Here is a 24,348-nt window from a genome sequence, read left to right on the forward strand (position 1 = left end):
TTGCGCCCGGGAAGAGAAGTCCAGGAGGACATACTTTGGCTATGAACCGTAGTGAACTTGTTGCAGCTGTCGCCGAGAAGACCGGCAACTCCCAGGTAGCCGTCAACGGTGTTTTGGATGCAGTGTTCGACGTATTCGTTTCCCAGATTTCCAAGGGCGAGAAGGTCTCGATCCCGGGCTGGCTCGCAGTTGAGCGCACCGACCGTGCAGCACGCACCGGCCGCAACCCGCAGACCGGCGAAGCCATCCAGATTCCGGCTGGCCACTCGGTCAAGCTGACCGCTGGCTCCAAGCTGAAGGCTGCCGTTACCGGCAAGTAGTCTGCGCTGCGCGCAAGAGCTTTCAAGCCGCCTCCCGCATTGGTCCCATGGACCGGATGCAGGGGGCGGCTTTGGCTTTAACGGGTGCCGTGGGCGAAATTCGAATTCTACGAATCGTAGAATCGCGTAGAATGGCTTGCTGGAACCATTAGGCATTACCTTTCAATCCCTTGGCGGAGGAAAACGGCATGAAGGATCACGGCCTGCGCATCGTGCGTGGCTGGATTGGTGCATTGATTTGCACCTGCCTTGCTGCTGCCTCCCATACCGCCGTGGACGGGGTCATGCCGCCGCCGGCCATCCTCGGGCTCCTGCTATGCATCAGTGCCGTCATATGCACGGCCTTGGCTTCCGGCAAGATCTCACTGATGCGCACCAGCCTGGCGGTGTTGCTGAGCCAGGGCGCCTACCATGGCGCATTCGGCCTATTCGGCCACCAGCACCCGGGTGCCGGGCTCATCCGCGAAGCCGGAGCCCATGCGGCCCACACAGGACACGGCCTGGAACTGGGCCTTGATCCAACGGTGGCTGCCGCAACCGCCGCCGACTCGCCCGCTGGCTGGCTGATGACCGCGGCACACGTGGTTGCAGCAATCGCGACCATCGCGGCCATGCGCCGCGGTGAGATTGCCGCCCGCACTTTTGCCGAGGCTATCTCCCTGTACGTCCCGCGCTTGATCCTCTTTGTGCGCGGGCTGCAGGCAGCTCGAGGCAAACAGCCCTTGCTCGGGGTTGCCTATCGCATGCTTGTCCTTCGTGACGTGCTGCGCCCGGCCCTGCACCGCCGTGGTCCTCCACGGGGACCTGCTTTCGCACACCCGTAAAGCAACCCCCCAACTTTCTGCGAGCCACCATCGCCGCGGAGAAAAGGACCACATACCCCATGACTGAAGCAATCCGAGCCCCACGCACCGCCACCCGAGTCGGCGTCCTCGTCGCCGCCGTGCTGCTGTGCCTGATGACCGTCTTCGGCGTGTCAAGCGCCCAGGCACACGACGAACTGATTTCCTCGACACCGGCCAGCGGCGAGGTGCTCAAGACCGCACCCAAATCCTTGGTGCTGACCTTCAGCGGAGACATCAAGAAGATTGGCACGATCCTTGAGCTTTCGGATGCCAAGGGAAACAGCGTCGATACCACCTTCACGATCGACCGCCGCGATGTCACCGTCACCCCGTCCACCGCCTTGGCCAACGGCAAGTACACACTGGCTGCCCGCGTGGTCTCCTCCGACGGCCACCCGATCGCCAAGGACATCGCCTTCCAGGTCAGCGACCCGGCGGCCGTGGCCAGCAGCGCACCGGCAACCGCGAGCGCTCCGGGAGCGTCCACTGCGCCGAGCGCCACGCCGTCTGCGCAGCCGAGCGCCGAGGCCAGCGACACCGCCACTCCCGTGGCCGGCATGCCCGCGGGCCTTGTATGGACGATCGTCGCCCTCGCCGGTGCCGGCATGATCGCCCTGGTGATACTGAAGGTCCGCCGCCAGGCCAAGTAGGCGGCTACCGGGCTCCGGTACCGACCGGAGCCCGGCAATAGCCGGAACCTCCGTGGCGGGCCCAAGGTGGCGTGAGCCACCTTGGGCCCCGGAGCGCGGTCGATCGGTGGGAGAATGGATCGGCGAGGAAGCTGAGAGGACATTGTGAACAAGTCACGGAACACGCAGGCCACGGCCACCAAGGTCGAGGCATCGATGCCAGGCAAGAGGCTCTGGCTCCTGCTGACCCTTCCCGCACTCGTTGTCGGGGTGCTGGTGATCATTGCGGCCAGCTACTTTGCCGGCACCGCCCAGGCCAGTGAGCTGGGGGACCCCGGACCCTTCGTGCGGTGGGCACTGCCCGCGGCCAAGGCGCTTCACCACTCATCGATGGCCATCACGATCGCCGCACTGGTCTTCGCCGCAACGATCCTGCCGCGTTCCACCCGGCCCAAGCGACCGGAACCGGGCAAGCACGACACCGACGGCGGCCAAACCCACCCCGCCTTTGCACGCACCATGAACCTGGCCGCCGCCTCCGGCATGGTCTGGACGGTGTCCGCTGCCGCGGTGCTTGTATTCACCTTCTGGGACCTGGTCGGCAAGCCGATGAGCGCCGACCCCAGCTACACCTCCGCCATGCTCGACTACGTCCTGAACATCTCCGTGGGCCGGGCCTGGGCCTGGATGATCGTGATTGCTGCGATCACCTCATCCCTGGCCTTCGGCGTGCGCTCCCCGGCCTGGGTCGGGGCCACGACCGCCTTCTCCTTCGCCGGGATCCTGCCGATGTCGCTGATCGGCCACGCCGCCGGCGGAGACGACCACTGGGGTGCGGTCAACTCGATCATGCTGCACCTGGCCGGGGTGTGCCTGTGGTTCGGCGGCATCGTGGTGCTGGCCGCGCTGGCACCGCTGCTGGCCACCAAGGCCCCGGGACGCTTTACCGGCACCCGCCCGATCCTTGCCGGCACCGTGTTGCACCGATTCTCCGCGCTGGCCACCATCTCCATCATCCTGGTTGCCGGCTCCGGCGTCGTGAACGCGACCATCCGCATCACCGACTGGGACCAGTGGATGACCCCCTACGGATGGCTGGTGATCGCCAAGGCCTTGGCCACCATCGCCCTGGGCGCGCTGGGCCTGGCCCACCGCCGCCGGGTCATCCCCGCGCTGGAAGCCGGAAAGCTTGCCGCAACCCGCGCGGCCTGGCTGGTCGTGGGAGCCGAAACCATCATCATGGCCACGGTCATGGCCCTGGCCACCGTGCTGGCCCGCACCGCGCCGCCCACCCCCGACACCGCCCCGGTGCTGCCCACCCCGGCACGGCTGCTCACCGGGTACGAACTGCCCCCGGAACTGACCAACTCCAGCTGGACGGAAGTCTGGCGCTTTGACTGGCTGTGGATCGCCATCGTGCTTTTCCTGGCAATCGCCTACCTGTGGGCCGTGGTGACGGTGCGCCGTCGCGGCGACAAATGGTCGATCCTGCTGACCATTTCCTGGCTCCTCGGACTGACGGCCCTGTTCTACTTCACCTCGGGCGCGCTGGCCGTCTACGGCAAGATCCTCTTCTCCGTGCACATGGTGGACCACATGGCCCTGACCATGGTGGCCCCGCTGCTCCTGGTCATCGGCTCGCCCGTCACCCTGGCGTTGAAGGCACTGGGCTCGCGCACCGACGGGACCCGTGGGCCCCGTGAATGGATCCTGGTGCTGGTGCACTCGAAGTTCTCTGCCGTTGTCACCAACCCGCTCTTTGCCGCGGCCAACTTCGCCGGTTCCATCATCATCTTCTACGAATCCTCGGCCTTCGGCTTCGCGCTGCGCAACCACATGGGCCACGAGCTGATGAACCTGCACTTCCTCATCACCGGGTACCTCTTTGCACTGTCCATGATCGGCACCGACCCCGTCCCGAAGCGGGCACCGCACGCCATGCGCTTGGTGATCCTGCTGGCCACCATGGCCTTCCACGCCTTCTACGGCGTCTCCATCATGAGCTCCACCTCGCTCTACCAGGCCGACTGGTTCGGCAACATGGGCAGGACCTGGGGCGAGGGCGCGCTGGCCGACCAGCGGCTGGGTGCCGGGGCCATGTGGGGGATCGGGGAGATCCCGACGCTGCTGCTGGCCCTGGGCGTGATGGTGTCCTGGAACCGGGACGACACCAAGGAATCCAAGCGGAAGGACCGGCAGGCGGACCGCGACAACGACGCGGAACTGCACGCCTACAACGAGATGTTTGCCCAATTGAAGAAGCAGGACGAGGAGATTGCGCGCCGTGGCCGCTAGGACCAAGACGGGTGCCTTGCGCACCCTTGCCCTGACCCTGGCCCTCGGGCTGGCACTTGCCGGCTGCGCCGGGGCCCCGCAAGCCGTGGAGCTGCCCGAAGGGCACGCGCCGCTGCCCACTGACGCCTCCGCAACGCCCAGCGGCGAGGCCGCGGAACTGAACGTCTCCGAACTCTCGGTGGCCTCGGGCATCTCCATGGCCGCACGGCTGGGCTTCGACAAGGCCCGGGTGATCTCCGGGACCGAACTCACCGACCTGAAGAAGGCCCCAGAGGACACCCTGGGCGGGGTCGCGGTGCTGCCCACCCAATGCGCGGATGTCATCGAGTCGCTGAACTGGTCCCCGGTGCAAATGGGCGCCGAGGGTGCGAGGACCGACTTCCTGACAGAGAAGATCCCCGCCACCGGATCGGTCGAGGTCGCGAAGATCACCGACAAGTCGGCGCTGGAGGCGCACTACGCCACGGTGCTGGCGATGCTCACCGAATGCAAGAAGGTGACCCTGCACCAGGAAACCGAGACCGTTCCCTTCACCACCGAGAAGCCGGTGCTGAAGGCCGGGGACGCGGATTCGGCAATCCTGTGGACCCGCGGCACCAAGGGCCAGGGAATGCGCCAGCAGGCCCTGGTGTTGATCAAGGCCAAGGGGGATTACGTGGGAATGGTTTCGTTCATTGCCGCCGACGGCCTGAAGGCACCGGAGTTCAGCCAAATGGCGGCCCAGGTGCTCAACGCCGCCCTGACCCAGGCCCGCTAGCCAAGCGTCCGGATCGTCGCATCATGTCATGATGTCCGCTCCGGCGGGCAAAAACGGGATAATTGAATACAGCACAACGTCAGCCGACAAGCCCAGGAGCAGATCCATGACAGCAACCCCCAGCACCGGAACCGAATCCGTACGCACCTCCTACAAGGTCCGTGCCTCAGAACTGGTCGGCCGCAACTGGCTGAACACCGGCGGGAAGCAACTGACGCTGGAAGACTTCCGCGGCAAGATCACGATCCTCGATTTTTGGACGTTCTGCTGCATCAACTGCCTGCACGTGCTCGACGAGCTGCGTCCGCTGGAAGCCAAGTACTCCGATGTCCTGGTGACCGTGGGCGTGCACTCCCCGAAGTTCGAGTACGAGGCCGACCCGGTCGCGCTGGCCGCCGCCGTGGAACGCTACGAGATCGAACACCCGGTGCTGGACGACCCGGAGCTGGTCACCTGGCAGGCCTACGCCGCCCGCGCCTGGCCCACCCTGGTGGTCGTTGACCCCGAGGGCTACATCGTCGCCCACCTCTCCGGCGAGGGCCACGCCGCCGGCCTGGAATCCCTGGTCGAGGAACTCATCGCCGAGCACGATGCCAAGGGCACGCTGCACCGCGGCACCGGCCCCTACGTGGCACCGCCCGCCCGCGAGGGCGACCTGCGCTTCCCGGGCAAGGCCGTGGCTCTCCAAAACGGGAACTTCCTCATCGGGGACTCGGGCCACCACCGCATCGTGGAACTGGGCAACGACCTGTCCACCGTGGTGCGCACCTTCGGATCCGGCGTGAAGGGCTTCGCCGACGGGGATGCGGAAACCGCGCAATTCAACGAACCACAGGGCCTGGCGCTGCTCCCGGCCGAGCTCGCCGCCACGCTGGGCTACCACGCGGTCATCGCGGACACCGTGAACCACCGCCTGCGCGGACTGGACCTGGAGACCGGGAACGTCACCACTCTGGCCGGCAACGGCATCCAGCGGCTGCTCGACGCCGACCAGGCCCGCGCAGCAGTCGACGAGAACAACGAGGAAGCCTGGATCAGCGAGTTGGGCAGCGACCCGCTGGGCACCTCGCTGTCCTCCCCGTGGGACGTGCTGTGGAGCCCCAAGACGCAGGCCGTGCTCATCGCGATGGCCGGAACCCACCAGATCTTCGCCTTCAACCCGGTGACCAGCGCGCTCTCGGTCTTCGCCGGCACCGGCCTGGAAGGCCTGGCCGACGGCGGCCCGGAGGCCAGCTGGTTCGCCCAGCCCTCGGGCCTGGCCCTGGACAAGGACGAGAACATCTGGGTCGCCGACTCGGAGACCTCCGCGCTGCGCCGCCTGGTGCTGGCAGATGACGGGTCGGTCGCGGCAGTGGAGTCGGCCATCGGTGCCGGGCTCTTCGACTTCGGCTTCCGCGACGGCGCCGCCGCCGAGGCCCGCCTGCAGCACCCGCTGGGTGTCGCGGCGCTGCCCGACGGCTCGATCGCCATCGCCGACACCTACAACGGCGCGGTGCGCCGCTACGACCCGGCAACTGCGACCGTCAGCACGCTGGCCCGCGGCCTGAACGAGCCGGCGGACGTGCAGCTGGATACCTCGGTGGACGGCGAGCCGGTGCTGCTGGTCGTGGAGACCAACAACCACCAGTTGGTGCGCCTGCCGCTTCCGGCCGAGGCCCTTCTCGTCGACGAAGGCGCGTCCCAGACCCAGCGCCCCAAGACCAAGGTCGCTGCCGGCGAGCACGCGCTGAGCGTGCGCTTCTCCGCACCCAAGGGCCAGAAGCTCGATGACCGCTGGGGGGACCCGACCCAGCTGAAGATCTCCTCGTCCCCGGAGGAGCTGCTGCTCTCCGGCGGCGGCACCTCCACCGGGCTGACCCGGACCCTGGAGCTGAACCCGGACATCGCCGAGGGCGTCCTGCACATCACCGCCCGTGCCGCGGCCTGCGACGGCGAGCCCGGCGGGGAGATCCCCATGCACGCCGCCTGCCACCTGTACCAGCAGGACTGGGGCATCCCGGTGCTGGTGGATGCCGAGGGCGAGACCGAGCTGGTCCTGGACCTGCGCGGCATGGACAACTAAGCGACACGACCACACACCGATGCGAGGCCCGTCCCCTGAATCCAGGGGGGCGGGCCTCGCTCGTGGTTGACGCCGGGACCCGGCGTTAGGCATCTCACCCGTCGCCGGGGCACCCAAGGTGACGCCCGTCATGGCGGGAATATTTCGGCCCACGTATTGTTAGCAATGCTAAGTAACTAATGAGGTCGAAACCCAAGACGCCGGATGACCGGCGCGATGAAGGAGGATCCGTGGCCAGCCCGGATCAAGTGAACGAAACCGATAATGCCCCGAATCCCGTAAGAATGGCCCCCACCCGGGTCAGCAATGCAACGAACACCGGCGACCTTGCCGCGGAACTGCGCGTGGCCGTGATGAAGACATCCCGCCGCCTGCGCCTGGAATCAAGTTCCGACACGCTGACCCCCGCCCAGTACTCCGTGCTTGCGGGCCTGCGGACCGAAGAGCACACCATTGGGGAGCTGGCCGGCCGCGAGCAGGTCGCCGCCCCGTCCATGACCCGAATCGTCAAGGGCCTGCTGGAAGCGGGCCTGGTCACCCGCACCAGCAGCGAACACGACGGGCGCCTCGTGATGGTGGCGCTGAGCCCGGCAGGACGCAAGGCCTTCCACGCGGCCCGCAACCAGCGCACCGCATGGCTGGCCGTGCGCCTGGAAACGCTCGATGCCAAGGACCGGGCAACCCTGGCGCGGGCAGCGGCACTGCTGCAGGAAATGAGCGCCAAATGAGCAAGATGTTCAGCGCCCTGAAGATCCCGAACTACCGGCTCTGGACCGCCGGCGCCCTGGTCTCCAACATCGGCACCTGGATGCAGCGCGTCGCCCAGGACTGGCTGGTGCTCACCATCCTGACCAACCACGACGGAACCGCCACCGGCATCACCACAGGCCTGCAGTTCCTGCCCATCCTGTTCCTGGGCCCGTTCGCCGGAGTGCTCGCGGACCGCATGAACAAGCGCAAGCTGCTGCTGATCACCCAGTCGTCCATGGGCGTCTTCGCCACCATCCTGGGCGTGCTGGTGGCCACCGGCACCGCCGAGCTCTGGCACGTATACCTGCTGGCCTTCGGCCTGGGCGTGGCCAGCGCCTTTGATGCCCCGGCACGCCAGGCCTTCGTCTCCGAGCTCGTCCCGGCGCGCGAACTGCCCAACGCGGTTGCCCTGAACAGCGCCTCGTTCAACCTGGCCCGCCTGGCCGGCCCCGGCGTCGCCGGGCTGCTGATCGCCGCCTTCGGCACCGGACCGGCATTCCTCGTCAACGCCGCAAGCTTCGGGGCAGTGATCTTCTCGCTGGGCAAGATGCGCAGCGAACAGTTCCAGCCCACCAGGCTGGTGGCCCGCCAGAAGGGCCAGATCCGCGACGGGCTGGCCTATGTGCGCAAGCGCCCGGACCTGCTGCTGATCTTCGCGCTGGCCTTCGTCGTGGCCACCTTCGGACTGAACTTCCAGCTCACCAACGCCATGATGGCCACCGACATCTTCCACGTGGGGGCAGGGGCCTTCGGCCTGCTGGGAACCATCATGGCGATCGGCACGCTCGCCGGCGCGCTGCTGGCCGCCCGCCGCGGCAAGCCGCGGATGCGCTACCTGCTCGGCGGGGCCGTCGGATTCGGGGCCATGGCCCTGACCGCCAGCTTCATGCCCACCTTCTTCTGGTACGCGGTGATGATGGTGCCGGTGGGGCTGGCCTCGCTGACCTTCCTGAACAGCGCCAACACCATGATCCAGCTGTCGGTCGACCCCGCCTACCGCGGGCGCGTGCTCGGCCTCTACATCATGGTGGTCCAGGGCGGAACACCGCTGGGCGCCCCGCTGGTGGGCTGGCTCGGCACCGAGTTCGGTGCCCGCTGGTCTGTCGGCAGCGGCGCGGTGCTCTCCCTGGTTGCAGGTCTCATCGCCGTCATCGTGGTGCTGCGCCGGGCGCGCCGCACCCCGAAGCTGGGTGCCGGGGCCCCGGCACGGCACAAGGCCGCAACAAAATCCCGGTCCAAGGTCCGCACCCTGGTTCCCTTGCTGGGCAGATAGGGGCAATCGGGCCAGGGACCGGGAAGGCTACTCGCTGGAGACCGGGGTGACCCGGACCTTGGTCGTGCTGGCCTTGAGCACGGCGGTGAATCCGAAGCTGTCATCCACGGTCTGCTCGGTGTACCGCCCGGTGCGCAGGTCCTGTTCGGTGACGTCCAGGCGTGCCTTCACCGTCAGGGGGCGCAGGGCCCAGGAGCCGTCGTAGGCCACGATCGCGGCCGAAGGGTAGTCAACGATGCTCCAGTGGATGGAATCCGAACGCACCCTCGCCGAGGTGGAGTAACTCATCGGGCAGCCCGCCGGCATGAGGACCTGCTGCTGAGCGCAGCCATCCAGGTACGCGGTGATCTGCTTGTTGACCTCGTCGAGCAGCTTCTTGGTCGGCTGGGTGCGAAGCTTGACCTCCGTGGCCTTCTTGGAGAACCCGGTGACCGCCAGGCCGCGGGAATCTGCGCTGAAGTTCGGGGTGGCGAAGCTGGTGTCGATGACGGCCGGGACAAACACCGGGACCGTGGTCTTGCCCTTGACCAGCGGTGCGGGCCGCGAATTCACGACCACCTCGTTGGTGGTGTTCGCGGAGATGGCCACGGTGGGAAGCGTCGTGGGGACAAAGGACCAGTTATCGAAGAACAGCCAGCTGCGACCCGTGCGTTCCAGCTGGTAGCTCGATTGCTGCGCCACCCCGTGGATGGAGTAGGTCGCCGTGACGGTGGCAAGGTCATCGGCGCCGGTGACCGCTTCGGGCTTGCCCACCGTGAAGTCCTTGATGTCGGCGCTGGCTGCCTTCAGGCCCTCGCCGTCAAGCAGCAGGGCATTGCCCTTGGGAACCGTGGCGTGGAGCAGCCCCAGCGCCGCGGCGCCTTCGCCGCGGGTGAGATGCGCCTGCAGTTCCTTGACCTTCTGGGCGGGCCCGAAGGTGTTGTGGTTGACCAGGGCAATGGCAGCAAAAGCCATGACGGCCAGCACCACAAGGGCCGCCGCCCATGTGGCGGCGACCCTTGTGGGAGATAAACGTTCGCTCATTGTGTCCAAGGCTACCGGGAATCCGGCGTGGTTCGCGCCGACCCTCCCTAGCGGCGGCGGCGCCGCTTGGTGCCGAACATGCCGCGAAACAGCTCTCTTCCGATCATGTTTGCGGCCTGCAAGGCCATGTCAAGCACGGGATTGTCGGGTTTCGGCGCGGGAGCCGGGGTGCTTGAACTGCGCTTGGGCGGATTTTTTGTTGCCACCGGTGGGTCGGGCATGGCGTAATCCGTGGCACCGGGTTCCGGTGCGGAATGCGGGATCGACGAGGGCCGGCCCAGGATCGATTCCTCGATTTCGCGTGCCGCGGCGTCGATGTCCGCCTGGCTTTGCCCCGGGCCGGGGACCCGCGCGGCCACCGATCCGCCCGTGGGGACCTGGGCAGCAGTCGGCGTCGCGGCGCCGGTGGTGAGTTTCTCGTACGCGGATTCCCGGTCAACTGCCGTGCCGTAGACCTGCATCAGGGCCGAGGTGCCAATGATCCCGGAAACCGTTTCCGGGGCCGAGGGGCCCATGGTTGATTCCGGGCTCCACATCCGGGTCCAGGCCACAGGGGTCGGTGCGCCCTTCTCGTTCATCACGGTGACCACCGCCTCCCCGGTCCCGGCCTGCGTCAACGCCGCATCCAGGTCGTAGTCGCTGGTGGGGAACGTGGAGATGGTCGCCTTAAGCGCCTTGGCATCGTCCGGGGTGAAGGCACGCAGGGCATGCTGGACGCGGTTGGCCAGCTGCCCGAGCACGTCCGCGGGGACGTCCTTGGGCGTCTGGGTCACGAAGAACACCCCGACGCCCTTGGAACGGATCAGGCGGACCGTGGCGGTGATCGAGGCCAGGAACGCCTTGGAAGCCCCGTTGAAGAGCAGGTGGGCCTCGTCGAGGAAGAACACCAGCTTCGGCTTGTCCGGGTTTCCGACCTCGGGCAGCTCGGAGAAGAGATCGGCGAGCAGCCAGATCATGAAGGTGGAGAAGAGCACCGGCTTTTCCATGAGCGTGGGAAGTTCCAGGCAGCTGATGATTCCCCGCCCGTCGGGCGCCTGGCGCAGCAGCTCGGCGGTGTCGAATTCCGGTTCGCCGAAGAAGGACTCCATGCCCTGGGCCTGCAGGGTGACCAGCTCGCGCAGGATCACCCCGGCGGTGGCCTTGGAGACCCCTCCCAGGCCCTCGAGTTCGGTCTTGCCCTCGTCGCTGGTCAGATGCGTGATGACCGCGCGCAGGTCCTTGAGGTCGTGCAGCTCGAGGTCCTTGGTGTCCGCGTAGTGGAAGATCAGCTGCAGGCAGGATTCCTGGGTCTCGTTCAACTCCATGATCCGCGAGAGCAGCAGCGGACCGAAGGAGGAGATGGTGGCCCGGATCGGGATCCCCTGCCCGTCCCCGCCCAGCGAGTAGTACTCCACGGGGAAGGACTTCGCTTCCCAGGCCATGCCGACCGAGGCGGTGCGCGCCGTGAGTTTTTCCGTGGGTGTACCCGGGGTGGAAAGTCCGGTGAGGTCGCCCTTGATGTCCGCCAGGAACACCGGGACCCCATGGGAGGAGAGCTGCTCGGCCATCAACTGCAAGGTGATGGTCTTGCCGGTGCCGGTGGCGCCGGCCACCAGTCCGTGCCGGTTCATCATGCGCAGCGGCAAGCGGACCTGCGCCTCGGGGAAGAGCTGGTCATCGACCAGCGCCGCTCCGAGTGTCACGGCCGGGCCTTCGAAGGCGTAACCGGCGGTTATGGTTTCCACGTGCTGGGATGTCGTCATCTTGGCCATGTCCATAGCCTACGGTCTGGAACACGTCCGTGGTGGTGGGCGCACCAATTCTTTTTCGCCTGTCAGGGCGGCGGTCCCTAGAACGGGTTGAGCAGCCGGTGCACAAACTGCTTGGTGCGCTCGTTCTGCGGGGTGCGCAGCACCACCTCGGGATGCCCGCGCTCGACGACCACGCCCTGGTCCATGAACACGATCTCGTCGGCGACCTCCCGGGCGAAGGCCAGCTCGTGGGTCACCAGCACCATGGTCCAGCCCTCGTCGGCGAGTTCCTTGATCACCCTGAGCACGTCTCCCACCAGTTCCGGGTCCAGGGCCGAGGTCGGCTCGTCGAAGAGCAGCAGCGACGGCTTCAGCGCCAGCGCCCGGACAATGCCCACGCGCTGCTGCTGGCCTCCGGAGAGCTGGTGCGGATACTGGTCGCGCTTCTCGGCCAGCCCGACCCGGGCCAGCAGCGACTCGGCCTCGGCGACCACCTCGGCGCGTTTGCGGCGCTGGACCTGGAGGGGGCCCTCGATGACATTTTCCAGCACCGTCATGTGCGGGAAGAGGTTGTAGTTCTGGAACACCATGGCGCTGCGGGTGCGCAGCACCTGCGCCTGCTTCTGCGTGGTGCCCGGGGCGAAGGCCACCGCCGGTCCGCCGTCGAAGGCCACCTCGCCGCCGTCGGGGATCTCCAGGCCGTTGAGGCAGCGCAGCACCGTGGTCTTGCCGGAACCGGACGGACCGATCAATGCCAGGACCTGCCCCTTGCCGATCAACAGGTCAATGGACTTGAGCACCTGGTGCTCGCCGAAGCTCTTTTGCAGGTCGGTGGCTCTCAGCAGGGGCCGGGCGTTGCCGGGGTCAGTGTGCGACATAGCGGTCAAACCTTCTTTCCAGTCGGGTCTGGCCCGAGGAAAGCACCAGGCAGAACACCCAGTACACCAGGGCTGCCTCGATGTAGACGAGCATGAATTCCTGGCTGAAAGCGGCGATTTCCTGGGCGCGGCGGAACAGTTCGGTGAATGTGATCAGCGAGGCCAGGGAGGTGTCCTTGACCAGGGAAATGAATGTGTTTGACAGCGGCGGGACGGAAACCCTGGCCGCCTGCGGCAAGATCAGCCGGCGCAGCGTGGTGGTGCGCGACATGCCAATGGTGTAGCCGGCCTCCCACTGCCCCTTGGGGACCGAAAGGATGGCCGCCCGGATCACCTCCGCCGCATAGCCGCCGACGTTCATCGAGAAGGCAATGATGGCGCTTGGCCACGGGCTCAGGGTCACGCCGATGGAGGGCAGCCCGTAGAAGATGACGAAGAGCTGGACCAGCAACGGGGTGCCGCGGATCACCGAGATGTATGCCCGGGCGATGAAGGACACCACCGGGTTTCGGCTCAGCCGCATCAGCGCCATGACCAGCGCAATCGCCAGGCCGATGGCAAAGCTTGCCAACGACAGCGGAATGGTGCCGCTCAGACCGCCCAGCACAATGGGCCAGAGGGAATCGCCGATCAGTTCCCAGTCGATGTCCATGGGCAGGACTCCTTCGCACGGTGGAGTCGCGGGCCGCCGGGATGCAGTCCGCGATGCTGCAGGAAACTACTTGGTGACGTCGGCCCCGAAGTACTTCTCGGAGATCGTGGACAGGGTCCCGTCACTCGAGAGCTCTTCGAGCGCCTTGTCCACGGCCTTGACCAGGTCCTCGCTGCCCTGCCGGAAGGCCATGGCGCTGAGGGACTTCTCGGCGGTCTCTGCCGCGATCTTGATGCCGTCGTCCTGCTTGGTTTTCTGCGAATCCAGGTAGGTGAGCTTGTCATTGATGGTGGCATCGACGCGGCCCTGCTTCAGCAACGTGATGGCCTGGGCCCAGCCCTCGACGGCCTCGATATTCGCCCCGGAGTCCTTGGCCAGCTGCTGCCAGTTGCTGGTCAGGGACTGGGCGGTGGTCTTGCCCTTCAAATCCGCGAAGGAGGAAATGTCGGTATTGCCGGACTTGGTCACGATGACCCCGGTGCTCACGGTATAGGGCTTGGAAAACTCGTACTTGGCCTCGCGCTCCGGGGTGATGGAGACCTGGTTGGCGATCACGTCGGAGCGCCCGGCTTCCAGTCCGGCAAAGATCGCATCCCACTGGGTTTCCTCGAACTGCGGCTTCACGCCCAGCTTCTGGGCCACGGCGGTGACGACGTCCACGTCGAAGCCGGTCAGCGCGCCGGTGCCCCCTTCGTGGAAGGAGAACGGCTTGTAGGTTCCCTCGGTGCCGATCTTCAGCACCCCGGCATCCTGGACCTGCTTGAGCGTCAGGCCGGTCGCGGTGCCGCTGGCGGAAGGGGACCCGGAAGGATCGGTGGAGCCGCTGCACCCGGTGACCGACACGGCGAGCAATGCGGCGGTGGCCAGGGCGATGATGTGGCGCTTCATGGGAAACGGTCCTTTCGGTCACGGTCGTCCACCCGCCGACCGGCAGCTGCCGCCTTCGCGAATCGAGGCGGGCACCGGATGCCGAACAAGTGAACCTTGCTCAGACGCTAACACGGAGGTGGGAATCGCATAAGCCCTTTGTTCCGAAGTGCGTCGACACGTCGCGTTCCGGCCCGCAACGCGGTGCCACTCCGGGAAGAAGCTCAGGTCAGCAACAGGGGAACGAGCATCATGGCCGGGACCGCGACGATGGTGGTGAGCAGGACGGTGTCCTTGGCCAGGACGATGCCGCGCTCGTAGCGCGAGGCGGTGACGAAGATGTTTTGGGCCGTGGGCAGCGCGGCCATGATGACCGAGACAAACACCGCGTGGCTGTCCAGGCGGAACACCCACACGGCCAGCGCCCAGGCGACCACGGGCTGGAACACCAGCTTCATGCCGGTGGCCACCAGCGTGTCGGCCCTCCGGCCGCCGGAGGCCTCCAGGGGCTTGGAGCCCACCAGCGAAATGCCGAAGGCGATGAGCATGGCCGGGATCGAGGCCCCGGCGATCAGCTCGATGGGGTCGGCCAGCGGCTGGGGGAGTCGGATCTCGAACAGTGCACATACCAGTCCGGCCAGCGAACCGACGATCATCGGGTTTTTCAGGGTCTGGACCATCATCGAAAACACCGTGGTGCGGTGCCGTGAGGTGCTGGCATCCAGGATGGCCAGGCAGACGGGGGAGTAAAGGGCCAGCTGCCACAGGATCACCGGCGCCGCGTGCGCCATGTCGCCCAGGACGTACAGGGCAATGGGCAGCCCCAGGTTGGCCGAGTTCACGGTGGAGGCACTCATGGCGCCGATGGTCGACTCGGTCAAGTCCCGCCGCAGCCACCAGCGGGTCACCAGCACGAAGGCGATGGCAGTGGCCAGCGAGGAAAGCGCTGCAACACCCAGGAACGGGCCAAGCACCGAGGCCGGGTTGGAATCGGCCAGGGTGGTGAACAGCAGTGCGGGGCTGGCGACGAAGAAGGTCAGGCGGTTGAGCACATAGCGCGCGTCATCCCCCAGGACACCGGTTCTCCCGACCAGGTACCCCACGGCAATGACGGTCCAGACCACGGCAAAACCAGAGAGTACTCCGCTCATGAGCTTGAAGGGCCCGCTTCCCGCTGTTGGTGGCCACGCACTGCGCAAATGGCTTAACGACGTGGGACCCGGCCACCGGCCGGGTCCCACATCCTTGCGAGCGGGCGACGGGAATCGAACCCGCGTGTCCAGCTTGGGAAGCTGGCGCTCTACCATTGAGCTACGCCCGCAGTGCGCCGGAAAGCCTATTGACCGCCCGGGCAGAAAACAGCATATCCCAAGGTGGGGTGCGAAAACCTAATCGGCGATCCCGGGCGCGTCAAAAAGCGGTGTCCGGGGCGGGGGCCGCCTTGGGCAGGAACGGACGGGATAGGGGCTCGGCCAGGCGGGCCGCCACGGGACCGAAGACCGCCAGCAGCAGCACATAGGCGGTCGAGAGCGCCGCGAGCTCCCCGGTGATCGCCCCGGAGGCGACGGCCAGGCCCGCAATGACAATGGAGAATTCGCCGCGCGCAATCAAGGCGAGGCCGGCGCGGATGCGCCCGGGGACCCCGATTCCGACGCGCTTCGCGGCCCAGACGCCGGTGGCGACCTTGGTCAGCGAGGTGACCACGGCCAGCAGGATCGCCATGGGAAGCACCGCGGGAATGGTGGTGGGGTCGGTGTTCAACCCGAAGACCACAAAGAACATCGCGGCAAACAGGTCCCGCAGCGGCTCCAGGACCTTGGTGGCCGAGTGCGCGGTGGAACCGGAGATCGCGATGCCGAGCATGAACGCGCCGACGGCGGCGGAGACCTGCAGTGCCGAGGCGAGCCCGGCGACCAGCAGGGCCGCGCCAATGAGCTTGAGCAGGAAGTTTTCCCGGTCTGCGGAGTGGATCAGCCGGGAGATCTGCGGGCCGAAGCGCAACGCCGCCAGCAGCACCAGGGTGATGGTCCCCAGCGCGATCCCCACGGTGCGCAACCCGCCCAGGAAGCTGAGCCCGGCCAGCGTGGCGGTGAGCACCGGCAGGTAGATGGCCATGGCCAGGTCCTCGAGCACCAGGATGGAGAGCACCACCGGGGTCTCCCTGTTGCCCAGGCGACCCAGGTCCGAAAGGACCTTGGCAATGATGCCGGAGGAGGAGACATAGGTGACCCCGCCCAGGACCAACGCCCCGGGAAAGCCCCAGCCCATGAGCAGGGCCAGGCCGGCGCCAGGGGTGAAATTCAGGACCAGGTCCACCACCCCGGCGAGCCAGGACCCCTTGAGTCCGGTGACAAGTTCACGGGCGGTGTATTCCAGCCCCAGCATCAGCAGGAGCAGGATCACCCCGATCTCGCTGGCGATCTCCCCGAATTCGGTGATGCCCGCCAGGTTGACCACGCCGCCGCTGCCAAAGAGCAGCCCGCCGAGCAGGTACAACGGAACGGGGGACATGCCGACCCGTGCGGCCAACCTCCCCAACAACCCAAGCCCCAAGAAAACGGCGCCAAGCTCAACCAATATCAGCGCAGTGCCGTCCATGCCCCCGTGCACCTCTCCCTTAGCCGTCGTTGATCAGGTGCGCTGCGTTTTCCAAACCTGCAGAGGTTCCGACAATGACAAGTACGTCCCCGGCGTTGAGCTCGAAGCCGGGACTGGGGGAGGGGAAGACGCTGCCGCTGCGTGAGATCGCGACGACCGAGGCGCCCGTGCGGGTGCGCAGGTGCGTGTCCCCGAGGGTCTGGTTCACGTATGGGCTTTCGTGGCTGAGCACGAATTGCTGCGTGTTGACCCCGGGCAGATCCCGGTGTTGGTCCGACAGCTGGGTGACCAGTTGCGGGGCGCCGAGCATGGCGCCGATGGCCCCGGCCTCCTCGGTGCTCAACGGTATTGCCGCCGCACAGGCGTCCGGGTCCTCGCGCTGGGAAATGATCAGCTGCATGGTTCCGTCACGCAGGATCACCACGCCCACCCGGCGCCCGGACGCGAGGGTGATTTCGCGACGGACGCCGAGGCCGGGCAGCGACGTATCTTCAAAATTCATGCTCCCACTCTAGTCCGCGCTTCAGGCAAATGCAGGAGCCTGGACCGGTGTCGGGCGGGAGGGGCCACGGGCCTACTTCGAGGGCTTTTTGAGACTGCCGTCGAGGTTGAATTCCTGGCGGATGGTCTTGATCCCGGCGGCGTCGATTTCCAGGCAGAGATCGTGGCCCGGGTTGATGACCAGTCCGGTGTCTTGCAGCGAGCGGATGATGGTGCCGCCCAGCAGCTGCACCCCGTAGGGTGCGACGTCGATGTAGGCGCCCGGGATCCGGGCCAGGTGGGTGAACAGGGCGATGACGGGTTCGCCGGCAGCGTTCTGCAGCAGCATCGGCTGCGCGTTGGTGGTTTCGCCGGAGACCGCCTCGCGGCTGAGGAAATACACTTCCGAGTTCATGAAGCTGGCGATGACCTGCCCATTTAGCGCCGGATCATTCTGAGCCGCACGGATCATCATCTCCAGGTGGGTGGCCGGCTCGTTGCCGATGGTCGTCGGTTCGATGCCCAAGGCCGCCTGGATGTCCTCGGCATTGGTGTTGGTCTTGGCTTGCTCGTTCTCTTCGCTCATGCCCCCAAGCATGTCGACTAAGCGACCGGCGGCGCAACCCGATGTCTGGTTGGAGGGCCAACCGTTCTAGAGTGGAGGGACAAAATTGTTTCTGTTGCGAGGAAGCCTGATGCCCGAATTCCAGTACGAAGACCTCCTGCCCATCGGGGCGGACGAGACCACCTACCGCCAGATTTCCACCGAAGGCGTACGCACCATCGAGGGTCCGGGCGGCCGGACGTACCTCGAGGTCGACCCCGAGGCGCTCGAACTGCTGGCCTCCACAGCACTGCACGACATCTCGCACTACCTGCGCCCGGCGCACCTGCAGCAGCTGCGCAACATCCTCGATGACGAGGAAGCCAGCCCGAACGACAAGTTCGTCGCCCTTGACCTGTTGAAGAACGCCAACATCGCCGCCGGCGGCATCCTGCCCATGTGCCAGGACACCGGAACGGCAATCGTCATGGGCAAGCGCGGCCAGCAGGTGCTGACCCAGGGCCCGGACGAGAAGGACCTGTCCAAGGGCATCTACAACGCCTACACCACGCTGAACCTGCGCTACTCGCAGCTGGCCCCGCTGACCACCTGGGAAGAAAAGTCCACGGGGAACAACCTTCCGGCGCAGATCGAGCTGTACGCGGACACCACCCCGGGGCACGAGAACCAGTACAAGTTCCTCTTCATGGCCAAGGGCGGCGGATCGGCCAACAAGTCCTTCCTGTACCAGGAGACCAAGGCCATCCTGAACCCGAACGCGATGCTCCGCTTCCTGGATGAGAAGCTGCGCTCGCTGGGCACCGCCGCATGCCCGCCGTACCACCTGTCCATCGTCATCGGCGGCACCAGCGCCGAATTCGCGCTGAAGACCGCCAAGTACGGTTCGGCCAAGTACCTGGACAACCTGCCGACCACCGGTGCGATCACAGGCCGCGGTTTCCGCGACACCGAGCTGGAGGAACAGGTCCTGGAGCTGACCCGCAACTTCGGCATCGGCGCCCAGTTCGGCGGCAAGTACTTCTGCCACGACGTGCGCGTGGTGCGCCTCCCGCGCCACGGCGCCTCGCTGCCGGTCGCCATTGCCGTCTCGTGCTCGGCCGACCGCCAGATGCTGGCCAAGATCACCCCCGAGGGCGTGTTCGTGGAGCAGCTGGAAACCGATCCGGCCCGCTTCATGCCGGAGTCCGACCACCCGGCCATCGCCGCGCACGACAACGAGACCGACGGGGTCACCGGCACCGGCGGCTCCTCGGTGGTGAAGATCGATTTGAACCAACCCATGGAGCAGATCCTGGCCGAGCTGACCAAGCACCCGGTCAAGACCCGCCTGTCGCTGTCCGGACCGCTGGTGGTGGCCCGCGACATCGCGCACGCCAAGATCAAGGAACGCCTGGACGCCGGCGAGGAGATGCCGCAGTACCTCAAGGACCACCCGGTCTACTACGCGGGCCCGGCCAAGACCCCCGAAGGCATGGCCTCGGGTTCCTTCGGCCCGACCACCGCCGGTCGCATGGACTCCTACGTCGACCAGTTCCAGGCCGCCGGCGGCTCGATGGTCATGCTGGCCAAGGGCAACCGCTCCAAGGCAGTCACCGACGCCTGCAACACCCACGGCGGTTTCTACCTGGGCTCCATCGGCGGTCCCGCCGCCCGCCTGGCCCTGGATTGCATCAAGAAGGTCGAGGTTGTCGAATACGAGGAGCTCGGCATGGAAGCGATCTGGAAGATCGAGGTCGAGGACTTCCCGGCGTTCATCGTCGTCGATGACAAGGGCAACGACTTCTTCGCCGAATCCTCCAAGCCGACCTTCACGGGCCTGCCGATCCGCACCAAGTAGGCATCACGCATCGGACCCTCCGGGGTTCCACGGCACCCAAGTGGGGGTGCGGGCATCGGTGCCCGCACCCCCACCGGCGTCTTGACGCCCGGGGAGCCCTGCGGATTTCAGCCCCGGACGGTGAGCACGATCAGCAGCACGTTCAGCGACACCAGGAGCACGGAGATCAGGATCCCGGCCCCGGTCGTGAACCAGCGGTTGGCGTGTTCCCCCATGACGGCCTTGCGGGCCGTGAGGTTCACCAGCGGGATCAGCGCGAAGGGGATGCCGAAGGACAGGGCGACCTGGCTGATGATCAGCGCGAAGGTCGGTTCCACGCCGGAGGCCAGCAGGGCCAGGGCCGGGGCGAGGGTGATCAGGCGCCTGGCCAACAAGGAAATGCGCCGGTGCAGCAGCCCGGCCATGATCTCGGCCCCGGCGTAGGCGCCCACCGCGGTGGAGGCAAGGCCGGAGGCCAGCAGGCCCACGGCGAAGAGCGTGGCGACCACCGGGCCCAGGGCAACCTCGAGCGCGGCGTGCGCCCCCTCGAGGGATTCGGTGCCCTGGACCCCGGCCAGGTTCACCGCGGCCAGCAGCAGCATCGCGACGTTGACCGACCCGGCGACGAGCATGGCGATCGAGACGTCCCAGCGCGTGGCCTTCAGCAGCCGGGGGATGGAACGGAGCAGCGGCTTGGAGCCGAAGCGGTCCCGCGCCAACGAGGAATGCGCGTAGATCGCGTGCGGCATGATCGTGGCACCGAGGATGGACACGGCCAGCAGCACCGAGTTGGTGTCGGCAAAGCGGGGAACCAGCCCGCCGGCCAACCCGGCCGCCTCGGGCGGTGCGATGAACACCCCGGCACAAAACCCCACGGCAATGACCAGCAGCAGGCCGATCACGATCCGCTCGAAGACCCAGGGCCCGCGGCGGGACTGGACCAGCAGAAGCCCCATGGAGACGACCCCGGTGATCAGGCCCCCGGCCAGCAGCGGCAAATCGAAGAGCAGGTAGAGGGCCACGGCCCCGCCGATGACCTCGGCGACATCGGTGGCCATGGCCACGGCCTCGGCCTGGAGCCAGTAGGCGATCCGGCCCGCACGGCTGCCGAAACGCTCGCGCAGCACCTCGGGCAGCGATTTTCCGGTTACCACGCCCAGCTTCGCCGAGAGGTACTGCACCAGCCAGGCCATGATGTTGCCGCTGAGCACCACCCACACCAGCAGGTACCCGTACTGCGCCCCGGCGCTCATGTTGGCCGCGACGTTGCCCGGGTCCAGGTAGGCCACCCCGGCCACCAGTGCCGGGCCCAGCAGCCAGAGCAGGCGGCGGGTCGCCGGCAGGTGCGTGCCGGGGGTCGTGGATTGCCCCGTTGTTACCGGGGCCTCGGGGGTGTCTTTCGCCATGGCTACAGAATAACCTGTTTTAGGCATGGCTAAAATACCTGGGTGGTTGATGTGTGCACGGCCTTGGCGGCCGATTCACCCGGCGAACCATCGCCGGGAGGGAACCCGAAAGCCCCGTGGATTGCTAGCGGGCGAAGTCGTAGCCAATCGACCAGTCGCGGTACGGCGGCAGGAACCGCAGCACCAGCAGGGACTCGCGCTGCTTCTTGATCTCGGCGGCCGTCAGCGGCTTGACCTTGGACGCCTTGACCAGGGCCGCGTGGAATGCCTCGAAGGTGCCGGCCTTGGATTTTGCCATGGCCTTGGCCTGGTCGACGCCGATGTAGCGCAGGTGCCACGGCTCGTACTTGTATCCGGTGACCTTTTCGCCGTCGGCCGGGTAGCGGACGATGAAGCCGAAGTCCGCGGCATTGGCGGCCAACCACTTCCCGCCGGCGGTGTCGCCGAAGCATGCCTTGAGGTTGCAATGTCCGCTGGACAGGCCGATGTCCGCGGCCAGCCCGATCTGGTGTTCGCTGGTTCCGGCCGGTGCCGACAACCGCGTGGCGTATTCGATCCCGTAACGGGCCTTGTACCCGTTGAACAAGGACAGCTGGCGGTCATAGGAACGGTAGGCGCTGAGCACGGCCAGGGACTGGGAATCCTTGCGCGCCCCCTTGAGCAGGGACTCCAGCGCGGTGGCGGCATCCTTGCGCAACTCGTGCCCGCTGCCGGCCACGCCGCGCAGGTCCTTGGGCTTGTAGTTCACCGGATCCAGGGGGTGGTCCCTACTCACCAGCGCCAGGTAGGAACCCTGGTCCTTGGTCAGCTCCTCGGTCGTCGGTGGTTTCGGCTGCTTTTCGACATGCACCCGCGCCGCAGCGGGTGCCGCGGGAGCGGCCTGTGCGGCGATCGGGGCTGCCAGCACCAGGCTGGCGCCCAGCAACAGGGCGGGAATGCCGGCACGAAACAAAGACACGATGTCCCTTCGGGGAATGTAGCAAGATGGATCCCCTTCAGGATAGCCGCTGGGGCCATGGTTCGCCCATGTCGGAGGGCGCGCAGCGCCCGGTCCCGGGCCGGATGCGGCACGGTCCGGCCGGCTCGGCGAGGTCACCAATGCCCGGTCCACGTGCCCAATGGGATATTTTGGGTAGCGTGCTGATTTCTGATGGTGATATTCGACGCGAGCTGGCCTCCGAACGTATTAAGTTGGACCCCTACGACCCGGAGATGATCCAGCCGGCGAGCGTGGATGTGAGGCTCGATAGGTTCTTCCGGCTTTTCGACAACCACAAGTACGCCCACATCGATCCGGCCGCGGACCAGCCCGAGCTGACGCGCCTGGTGGAGGTCGCTCCCGACGAGGCATTCATCCTGCACCCGGGGGAATTCGTGCTGGGCTCGACGTACGAAACCGTCACGCTGCCCACCGACATCGCCGCCCGGCTCGAGGGCAAGAGCTCGCTGGGCCGTCTGGGCCTGTTGACCCACTCGACCGCCGGATTCATCGACCCGGGCTTCTCCGGGCATGTGACCCTGGAACTGTCGAACATGGCGACCCTGCCGATCAAGCTGTGGCCGGGATCGAAGATCGGGCAGCTGTGCTTCTTCAAGCTGTCCTCGCCGGCCGAGCACCCCTACGGGTCGGGTGCCTACGGCAACCGCTACCAGGGCCAGCGCGGTCCCACCGCATCGCGCAGCCACCTGAACTTCCACCGCACGACGCTGGAAAACTAGCCACAACCTTTTTGGTGTTCGTGTGCGTGCGCAGGTCCGGGGAACCGGGCCTGCGCACGTGCTTAAGCGCCAGACCGGGGCCGCACGTCCCTACAGCTGCAACTTCATGCCCTCGTGGCTCGCGGTGAATCCGAGCTCCGCATAGAAACGGTGCGCGTCGGCGCGGCTCTTGTCTGTCGTCAACTGCACCAACGAGCAGCCCTGGGACCGCGCGTACCCGATGCACCACTGCAGGAATTTCCTCCCCACGCCGCGCCCGCGGTAGTCGGCATGGGTGCGCACCGCCTCGATCTGCGCGCGCCAGGCCCCGCGGCGGGACAGACCCGGGATGAGCGAGAGCTGCAGCATGGCGATGACCTGCCCGGCATGCTCGCACACCAGCAAGCGGTGCGCCGGGTCCCTCTCGATTGCCTCGAAGGCCGCCAAATAAGGCCCCGAATCGTCCCTGGGTGCGTCCCGTGTTGCGCCCAGTTGGTCATCGGCCAGCATCGACAGGAGCGCGGGAAGGTCGGCCCGAGCCGCATCGCGAACCGCGACCTCCAGCCCGGGGACCTCCAAACGGGCAAGGTGCTTCACCGGCCGTCCCTTCCGTAACCGCGTTCGATCAGCCCCATGGAGGCGACCATCTCGCGTTCCTCCTCCAGCTCGCTGACCGAGGCCGCGATCCGGGCACGCACCCCGGCTTCCGGCTCTAGCCCCTGCTGGATCTGCCAGGCGCCGTCGCGCGAGTGCACGGGGAAGGAACTGACCAGGCCCCGCGGCACGCCGTAGGATCCGTCCGAGACCACCCCCGCCGAGGTCCACGAATCGGTGGTTCCCGAGACCCAGTCATGGACGTGGTCGATGGCGGCGGCCGCGGCCGAGGCCGCCGAGGAGGAGCCGCGCACCGCAATGATCTCCGCCCCGCGCTTGGCAACCCGGGGGATGAAGGTCTCCGCCAACCAGGACTCGAGGCTGCAGGTGCCGCCCAGGGCCTCGGTCAGCGCCTGGGGCAGCGGGCGGCGCGTGCCGTCGGGGCCCCGGACCCAGCCGTGGGAGATGTCCGGGACCTGGGAGGCGGAGTGGTTGCCCCAGATGATGACGTTGCCGATTCCCGCCACGGGGACATCCAGGGTGCGGGCCACTTGCGCCAGCGCCCTGTTGTGGTCCAGGCGGGTCATGGCGGTGAAGCGTTCGGGGGGAACGTCCGGTGCATGGGCCGCGGCGATCAACGCGTTGGTGTTGGCGGGGTTTCCCACCACCAGCACGCGCACGTCGGCGGCCGCATGGGCGTTGATGGCAGCACCCTGCGGGCCGAAGATCGCACCGTTGGCCGACAGCAGGTCAGCGCGTTCCATCCCGGCCCCGCGCGGCCGGGAACCGACAAGCAGGGCCACGTTGGCGCCCTCGAAGCCGCGGGCAGGATCGCTTGTCACTTCCACCGATGCCAGCGAGCCGAACGCACAGTCCTGCAATTCCAGGGCGCTGCCCTCGGCCGATTTCATGCCGGCAGGGATTTCCAGCAGCTGCAGTCTCACCGGGGTTCCGGGTCCGAACATGGCCCCGGAGGCGATGCGGAACAGCAGCGCGTAGCCGATCTGCCCTCCGGCTCCGGTCACGGTGACGGTGACGGTCACGGGTGTTGGTGTGCTCATGGCTTCATGCAACCACCAATGACGGGCAAAAGCCACGGTCCGCCAAGCG

General features: G+C 66.9%; 23 protein-coding genes and 1 tRNA gene. 10 read left to right on the forward strand and 14 right to left on the reverse strand.

What is annotated here, in order from left to right; all coding sequences use genetic code 11:
* Positions 1-35: 35 nt before the first annotated feature.
* From JOF46_RS07905 to JOF46_RS07940, 8 genes are all read left to right on the forward strand, one after another.
* Entirely contained in the window at positions 36-320 is a 285-nt protein-coding gene (locus tag JOF46_RS07905; protein WP_071212675.1) for an HU family DNA-binding protein, read from the forward strand.
* A 188-nt stretch (positions 321-508) separates the two neighbouring features.
* Positions 509-1,144 carry a hypothetical protein gene (locus JOF46_RS07910; RefSeq protein ID WP_209906826.1) on the forward strand — a complete coding sequence of 212 codons (636 nt, stop codon included), beginning with the start codon at positions 509-511 and terminating at the stop codon, positions 1,142-1,144.
* Between the two features lie 59 nt (positions 1,145-1,203).
* On the forward strand, positions 1,204-1,815 hold the full coding sequence (locus JOF46_RS07915; RefSeq protein ID WP_209906827.1) for a copper resistance CopC family protein: 612 nt from the start codon (positions 1,204-1,206) through the stop codon (positions 1,813-1,815).
* A gap of 144 nt (positions 1,816-1,959) precedes the next feature.
* Positions 1,960-4,089, forward strand: coding sequence for a bifunctional copper resistance protein CopD/cytochrome c oxidase assembly protein (locus tag JOF46_RS07920; RefSeq protein WP_342592395.1), 2,130 nt, complete (start codon positions 1,960-1,962; stop codon positions 4,087-4,089).
* A complete protein-coding gene (locus JOF46_RS07925; protein WP_209906828.1) occupies positions 4,079-4,846 on the forward strand; it encodes a hypothetical protein in 768 nt (255 codons plus the stop codon). The genes JOF46_RS07920 and JOF46_RS07925 overlap by 11 nt, the downstream gene beginning before the upstream one ends.
* Positions 4,847-4,952: 106 nt before the next feature.
* Complete coding sequence (locus tag JOF46_RS07930; RefSeq protein ID WP_209906829.1) at positions 4,953-6,908, forward strand: NHL domain-containing thioredoxin family protein; 1,956 nt, start codon at positions 4,953-4,955, stop codon at positions 6,906-6,908.
* A gap of 284 nt (positions 6,909-7,192) precedes the next feature.
* Positions 7,193-7,636, forward strand: coding sequence for a MarR family winged helix-turn-helix transcriptional regulator (locus JOF46_RS07935; protein ID WP_209906830.1), 444 nt, complete (start codon positions 7,193-7,195; stop codon positions 7,634-7,636).
* On the forward strand, positions 7,633-8,931 hold the full coding sequence (locus JOF46_RS07940) for an MFS transporter (RefSeq protein WP_425355041.1): 1,299 nt from the start codon (positions 7,633-7,635) through the stop codon (positions 8,929-8,931). Before JOF46_RS07935 ends, JOF46_RS07940 begins: the two co-directional genes overlap by 4 nt.
* A 27-nt stretch (positions 8,932-8,958) precedes the next feature.
* Here the strand turns inward: JOF46_RS07940 and JOF46_RS07945 are convergent, their stop codons facing one another.
* The 10 genes from JOF46_RS07945 to JOF46_RS07990 all read right to left on the reverse strand — a co-directional run bounded on the left by JOF46_RS07945 (position 8,959) and on the right by JOF46_RS07990 (position 17,745).
* Entirely contained in the window at positions 8,959-9,954 is a 996-nt protein-coding gene (locus tag JOF46_RS07945; RefSeq protein ID WP_209906831.1) for a hypothetical protein, read from the reverse strand.
* Positions 9,955-10,001: 47 nt separating this feature from the next.
* Positions 10,002-11,705: a helicase HerA-like domain-containing protein gene (locus tag JOF46_RS07950; RefSeq protein WP_209906832.1), complete on the reverse strand. Its 1,704-nt coding sequence runs from the start codon at positions 11,703-11,705 to the stop codon at positions 10,002-10,004.
* Between the two features lie 77 nt (positions 11,706-11,782).
* Positions 11,783-12,562, reverse strand: a complete 780-nt coding sequence (locus JOF46_RS07955) for an amino acid ABC transporter ATP-binding protein (RefSeq protein ID WP_209906833.1) — start codon at positions 12,560-12,562, stop codon at positions 11,783-11,785.
* Positions 12,549-13,214, reverse strand: a complete 666-nt coding sequence (locus tag JOF46_RS07960; protein WP_209906834.1) for an amino acid ABC transporter permease — start codon at positions 13,212-13,214, stop codon at positions 12,549-12,551. The genes JOF46_RS07955 and JOF46_RS07960 overlap by 14 nt, the downstream gene beginning before the upstream one ends.
* Positions 13,215-13,280: 66 nt before the next feature.
* The gene (locus JOF46_RS07965) at positions 13,281-14,102 is read right to left on the reverse strand and encodes an amino acid ABC transporter substrate-binding protein (RefSeq protein ID WP_209906835.1); all 822 of its coding nucleotides are present in this window, start codon (positions 14,100-14,102) and stop codon (positions 13,281-13,283) included.
* Between the two features lie 203 nt (positions 14,103-14,305).
* Positions 14,306-15,232 (reverse strand): AEC family transporter, encoded by a 927-nt coding sequence (locus JOF46_RS07970; protein WP_209906836.1) that lies wholly within the window; start codon positions 15,230-15,232, stop codon positions 14,306-14,308.
* Positions 15,233-15,331: 99 nt separating this feature from the next.
* A tRNA-Gly gene (locus JOF46_RS07975) sits at positions 15,332-15,402 on the reverse strand.
* Positions 15,403-15,491: 89 nt separating this feature from the next.
* On the reverse strand, positions 15,492-16,679 hold the full coding sequence (locus tag JOF46_RS07980) for a cation:proton antiporter (protein ID WP_209906837.1): 1,188 nt from the start codon (positions 16,677-16,679) through the stop codon (positions 15,492-15,494).
* Positions 16,680-16,698: 19 nt separating this feature from the next.
* Positions 16,699-17,181, reverse strand: coding sequence for a cation:proton antiporter regulatory subunit (locus tag JOF46_RS07985; protein ID WP_113761656.1), 483 nt, complete (start codon positions 17,179-17,181; stop codon positions 16,699-16,701).
* A 72-nt stretch (positions 17,182-17,253) separates the two neighbouring features.
* Positions 17,254-17,745, reverse strand: coding sequence for an SseB family protein (locus JOF46_RS07990; RefSeq protein WP_209906838.1), 492 nt, complete (start codon positions 17,743-17,745; stop codon positions 17,254-17,256).
* 109 nt (positions 17,746-17,854) lie between these two features.
* Here JOF46_RS07990 and JOF46_RS07995 point away from each other — a divergent pair, with 109 nt between their 5' ends.
* Complete coding sequence (locus JOF46_RS07995; RefSeq protein ID WP_209906839.1) at positions 17,855-19,561, forward strand: fumarate hydratase; 1,707 nt, start codon at positions 17,855-17,857, stop codon at positions 19,559-19,561.
* Positions 19,562-19,668: 107 nt separating this feature from the next.
* Here JOF46_RS07995 and JOF46_RS08000 read toward each other — a convergent pair whose 3' ends face one another.
* Together JOF46_RS08000 and JOF46_RS08005 are read right to left on the reverse strand one after the other, a co-directional pair.
* Positions 19,669-20,946, reverse strand: a complete 1,278-nt coding sequence (locus JOF46_RS08000; RefSeq protein ID WP_209906840.1) for an Nramp family divalent metal transporter — start codon at positions 20,944-20,946, stop codon at positions 19,669-19,671.
* A 124-nt stretch (positions 20,947-21,070) separates the two neighbouring features.
* Positions 21,071-21,904, reverse strand: a complete 834-nt coding sequence (locus JOF46_RS08005; protein WP_209906841.1) for a M15 family metallopeptidase — start codon at positions 21,902-21,904, stop codon at positions 21,071-21,073.
* 179 nt (positions 21,905-22,083) lie between these two features.
* Between JOF46_RS08005 and dcd the strand changes: the two genes are divergently transcribed.
* Positions 22,084-22,665, forward strand: coding sequence for a dCTP deaminase (dcd, locus tag JOF46_RS08010; RefSeq protein ID WP_113761661.1), 582 nt, complete (start codon positions 22,084-22,086; stop codon positions 22,663-22,665).
* A 90-nt stretch (positions 22,666-22,755) separates the two neighbouring features.
* On the opposite strand, the gene JOF46_RS08015 is transcribed toward dcd, so the two are convergent.
* Positions 22,756-23,241 carry a GNAT family N-acetyltransferase gene (locus tag JOF46_RS08015; protein WP_342592396.1) on the reverse strand — a complete coding sequence of 162 codons (486 nt, stop codon included), beginning with the start codon at positions 23,239-23,241 and terminating at the stop codon, positions 22,756-22,758.
* Positions 23,238-24,299 carry a malate dehydrogenase gene (locus JOF46_RS08020; RefSeq protein WP_209906842.1) on the reverse strand — a complete coding sequence of 354 codons (1,062 nt, stop codon included), beginning with the start codon at positions 24,297-24,299 and terminating at the stop codon, positions 23,238-23,240. Before JOF46_RS08020 ends, JOF46_RS08015 begins: the two co-directional genes overlap by 4 nt.
* Positions 24,300-24,348: the final 49 nt, after the last annotated feature.

The sequence above is a fragment of the Paeniglutamicibacter psychrophenolicus genome (genome assembly GCF_017876575.1).
Lineage (GTDB): Bacteria > Actinomycetota > Actinomycetes > Actinomycetales > Micrococcaceae > Paeniglutamicibacter > Paeniglutamicibacter psychrophenolicus.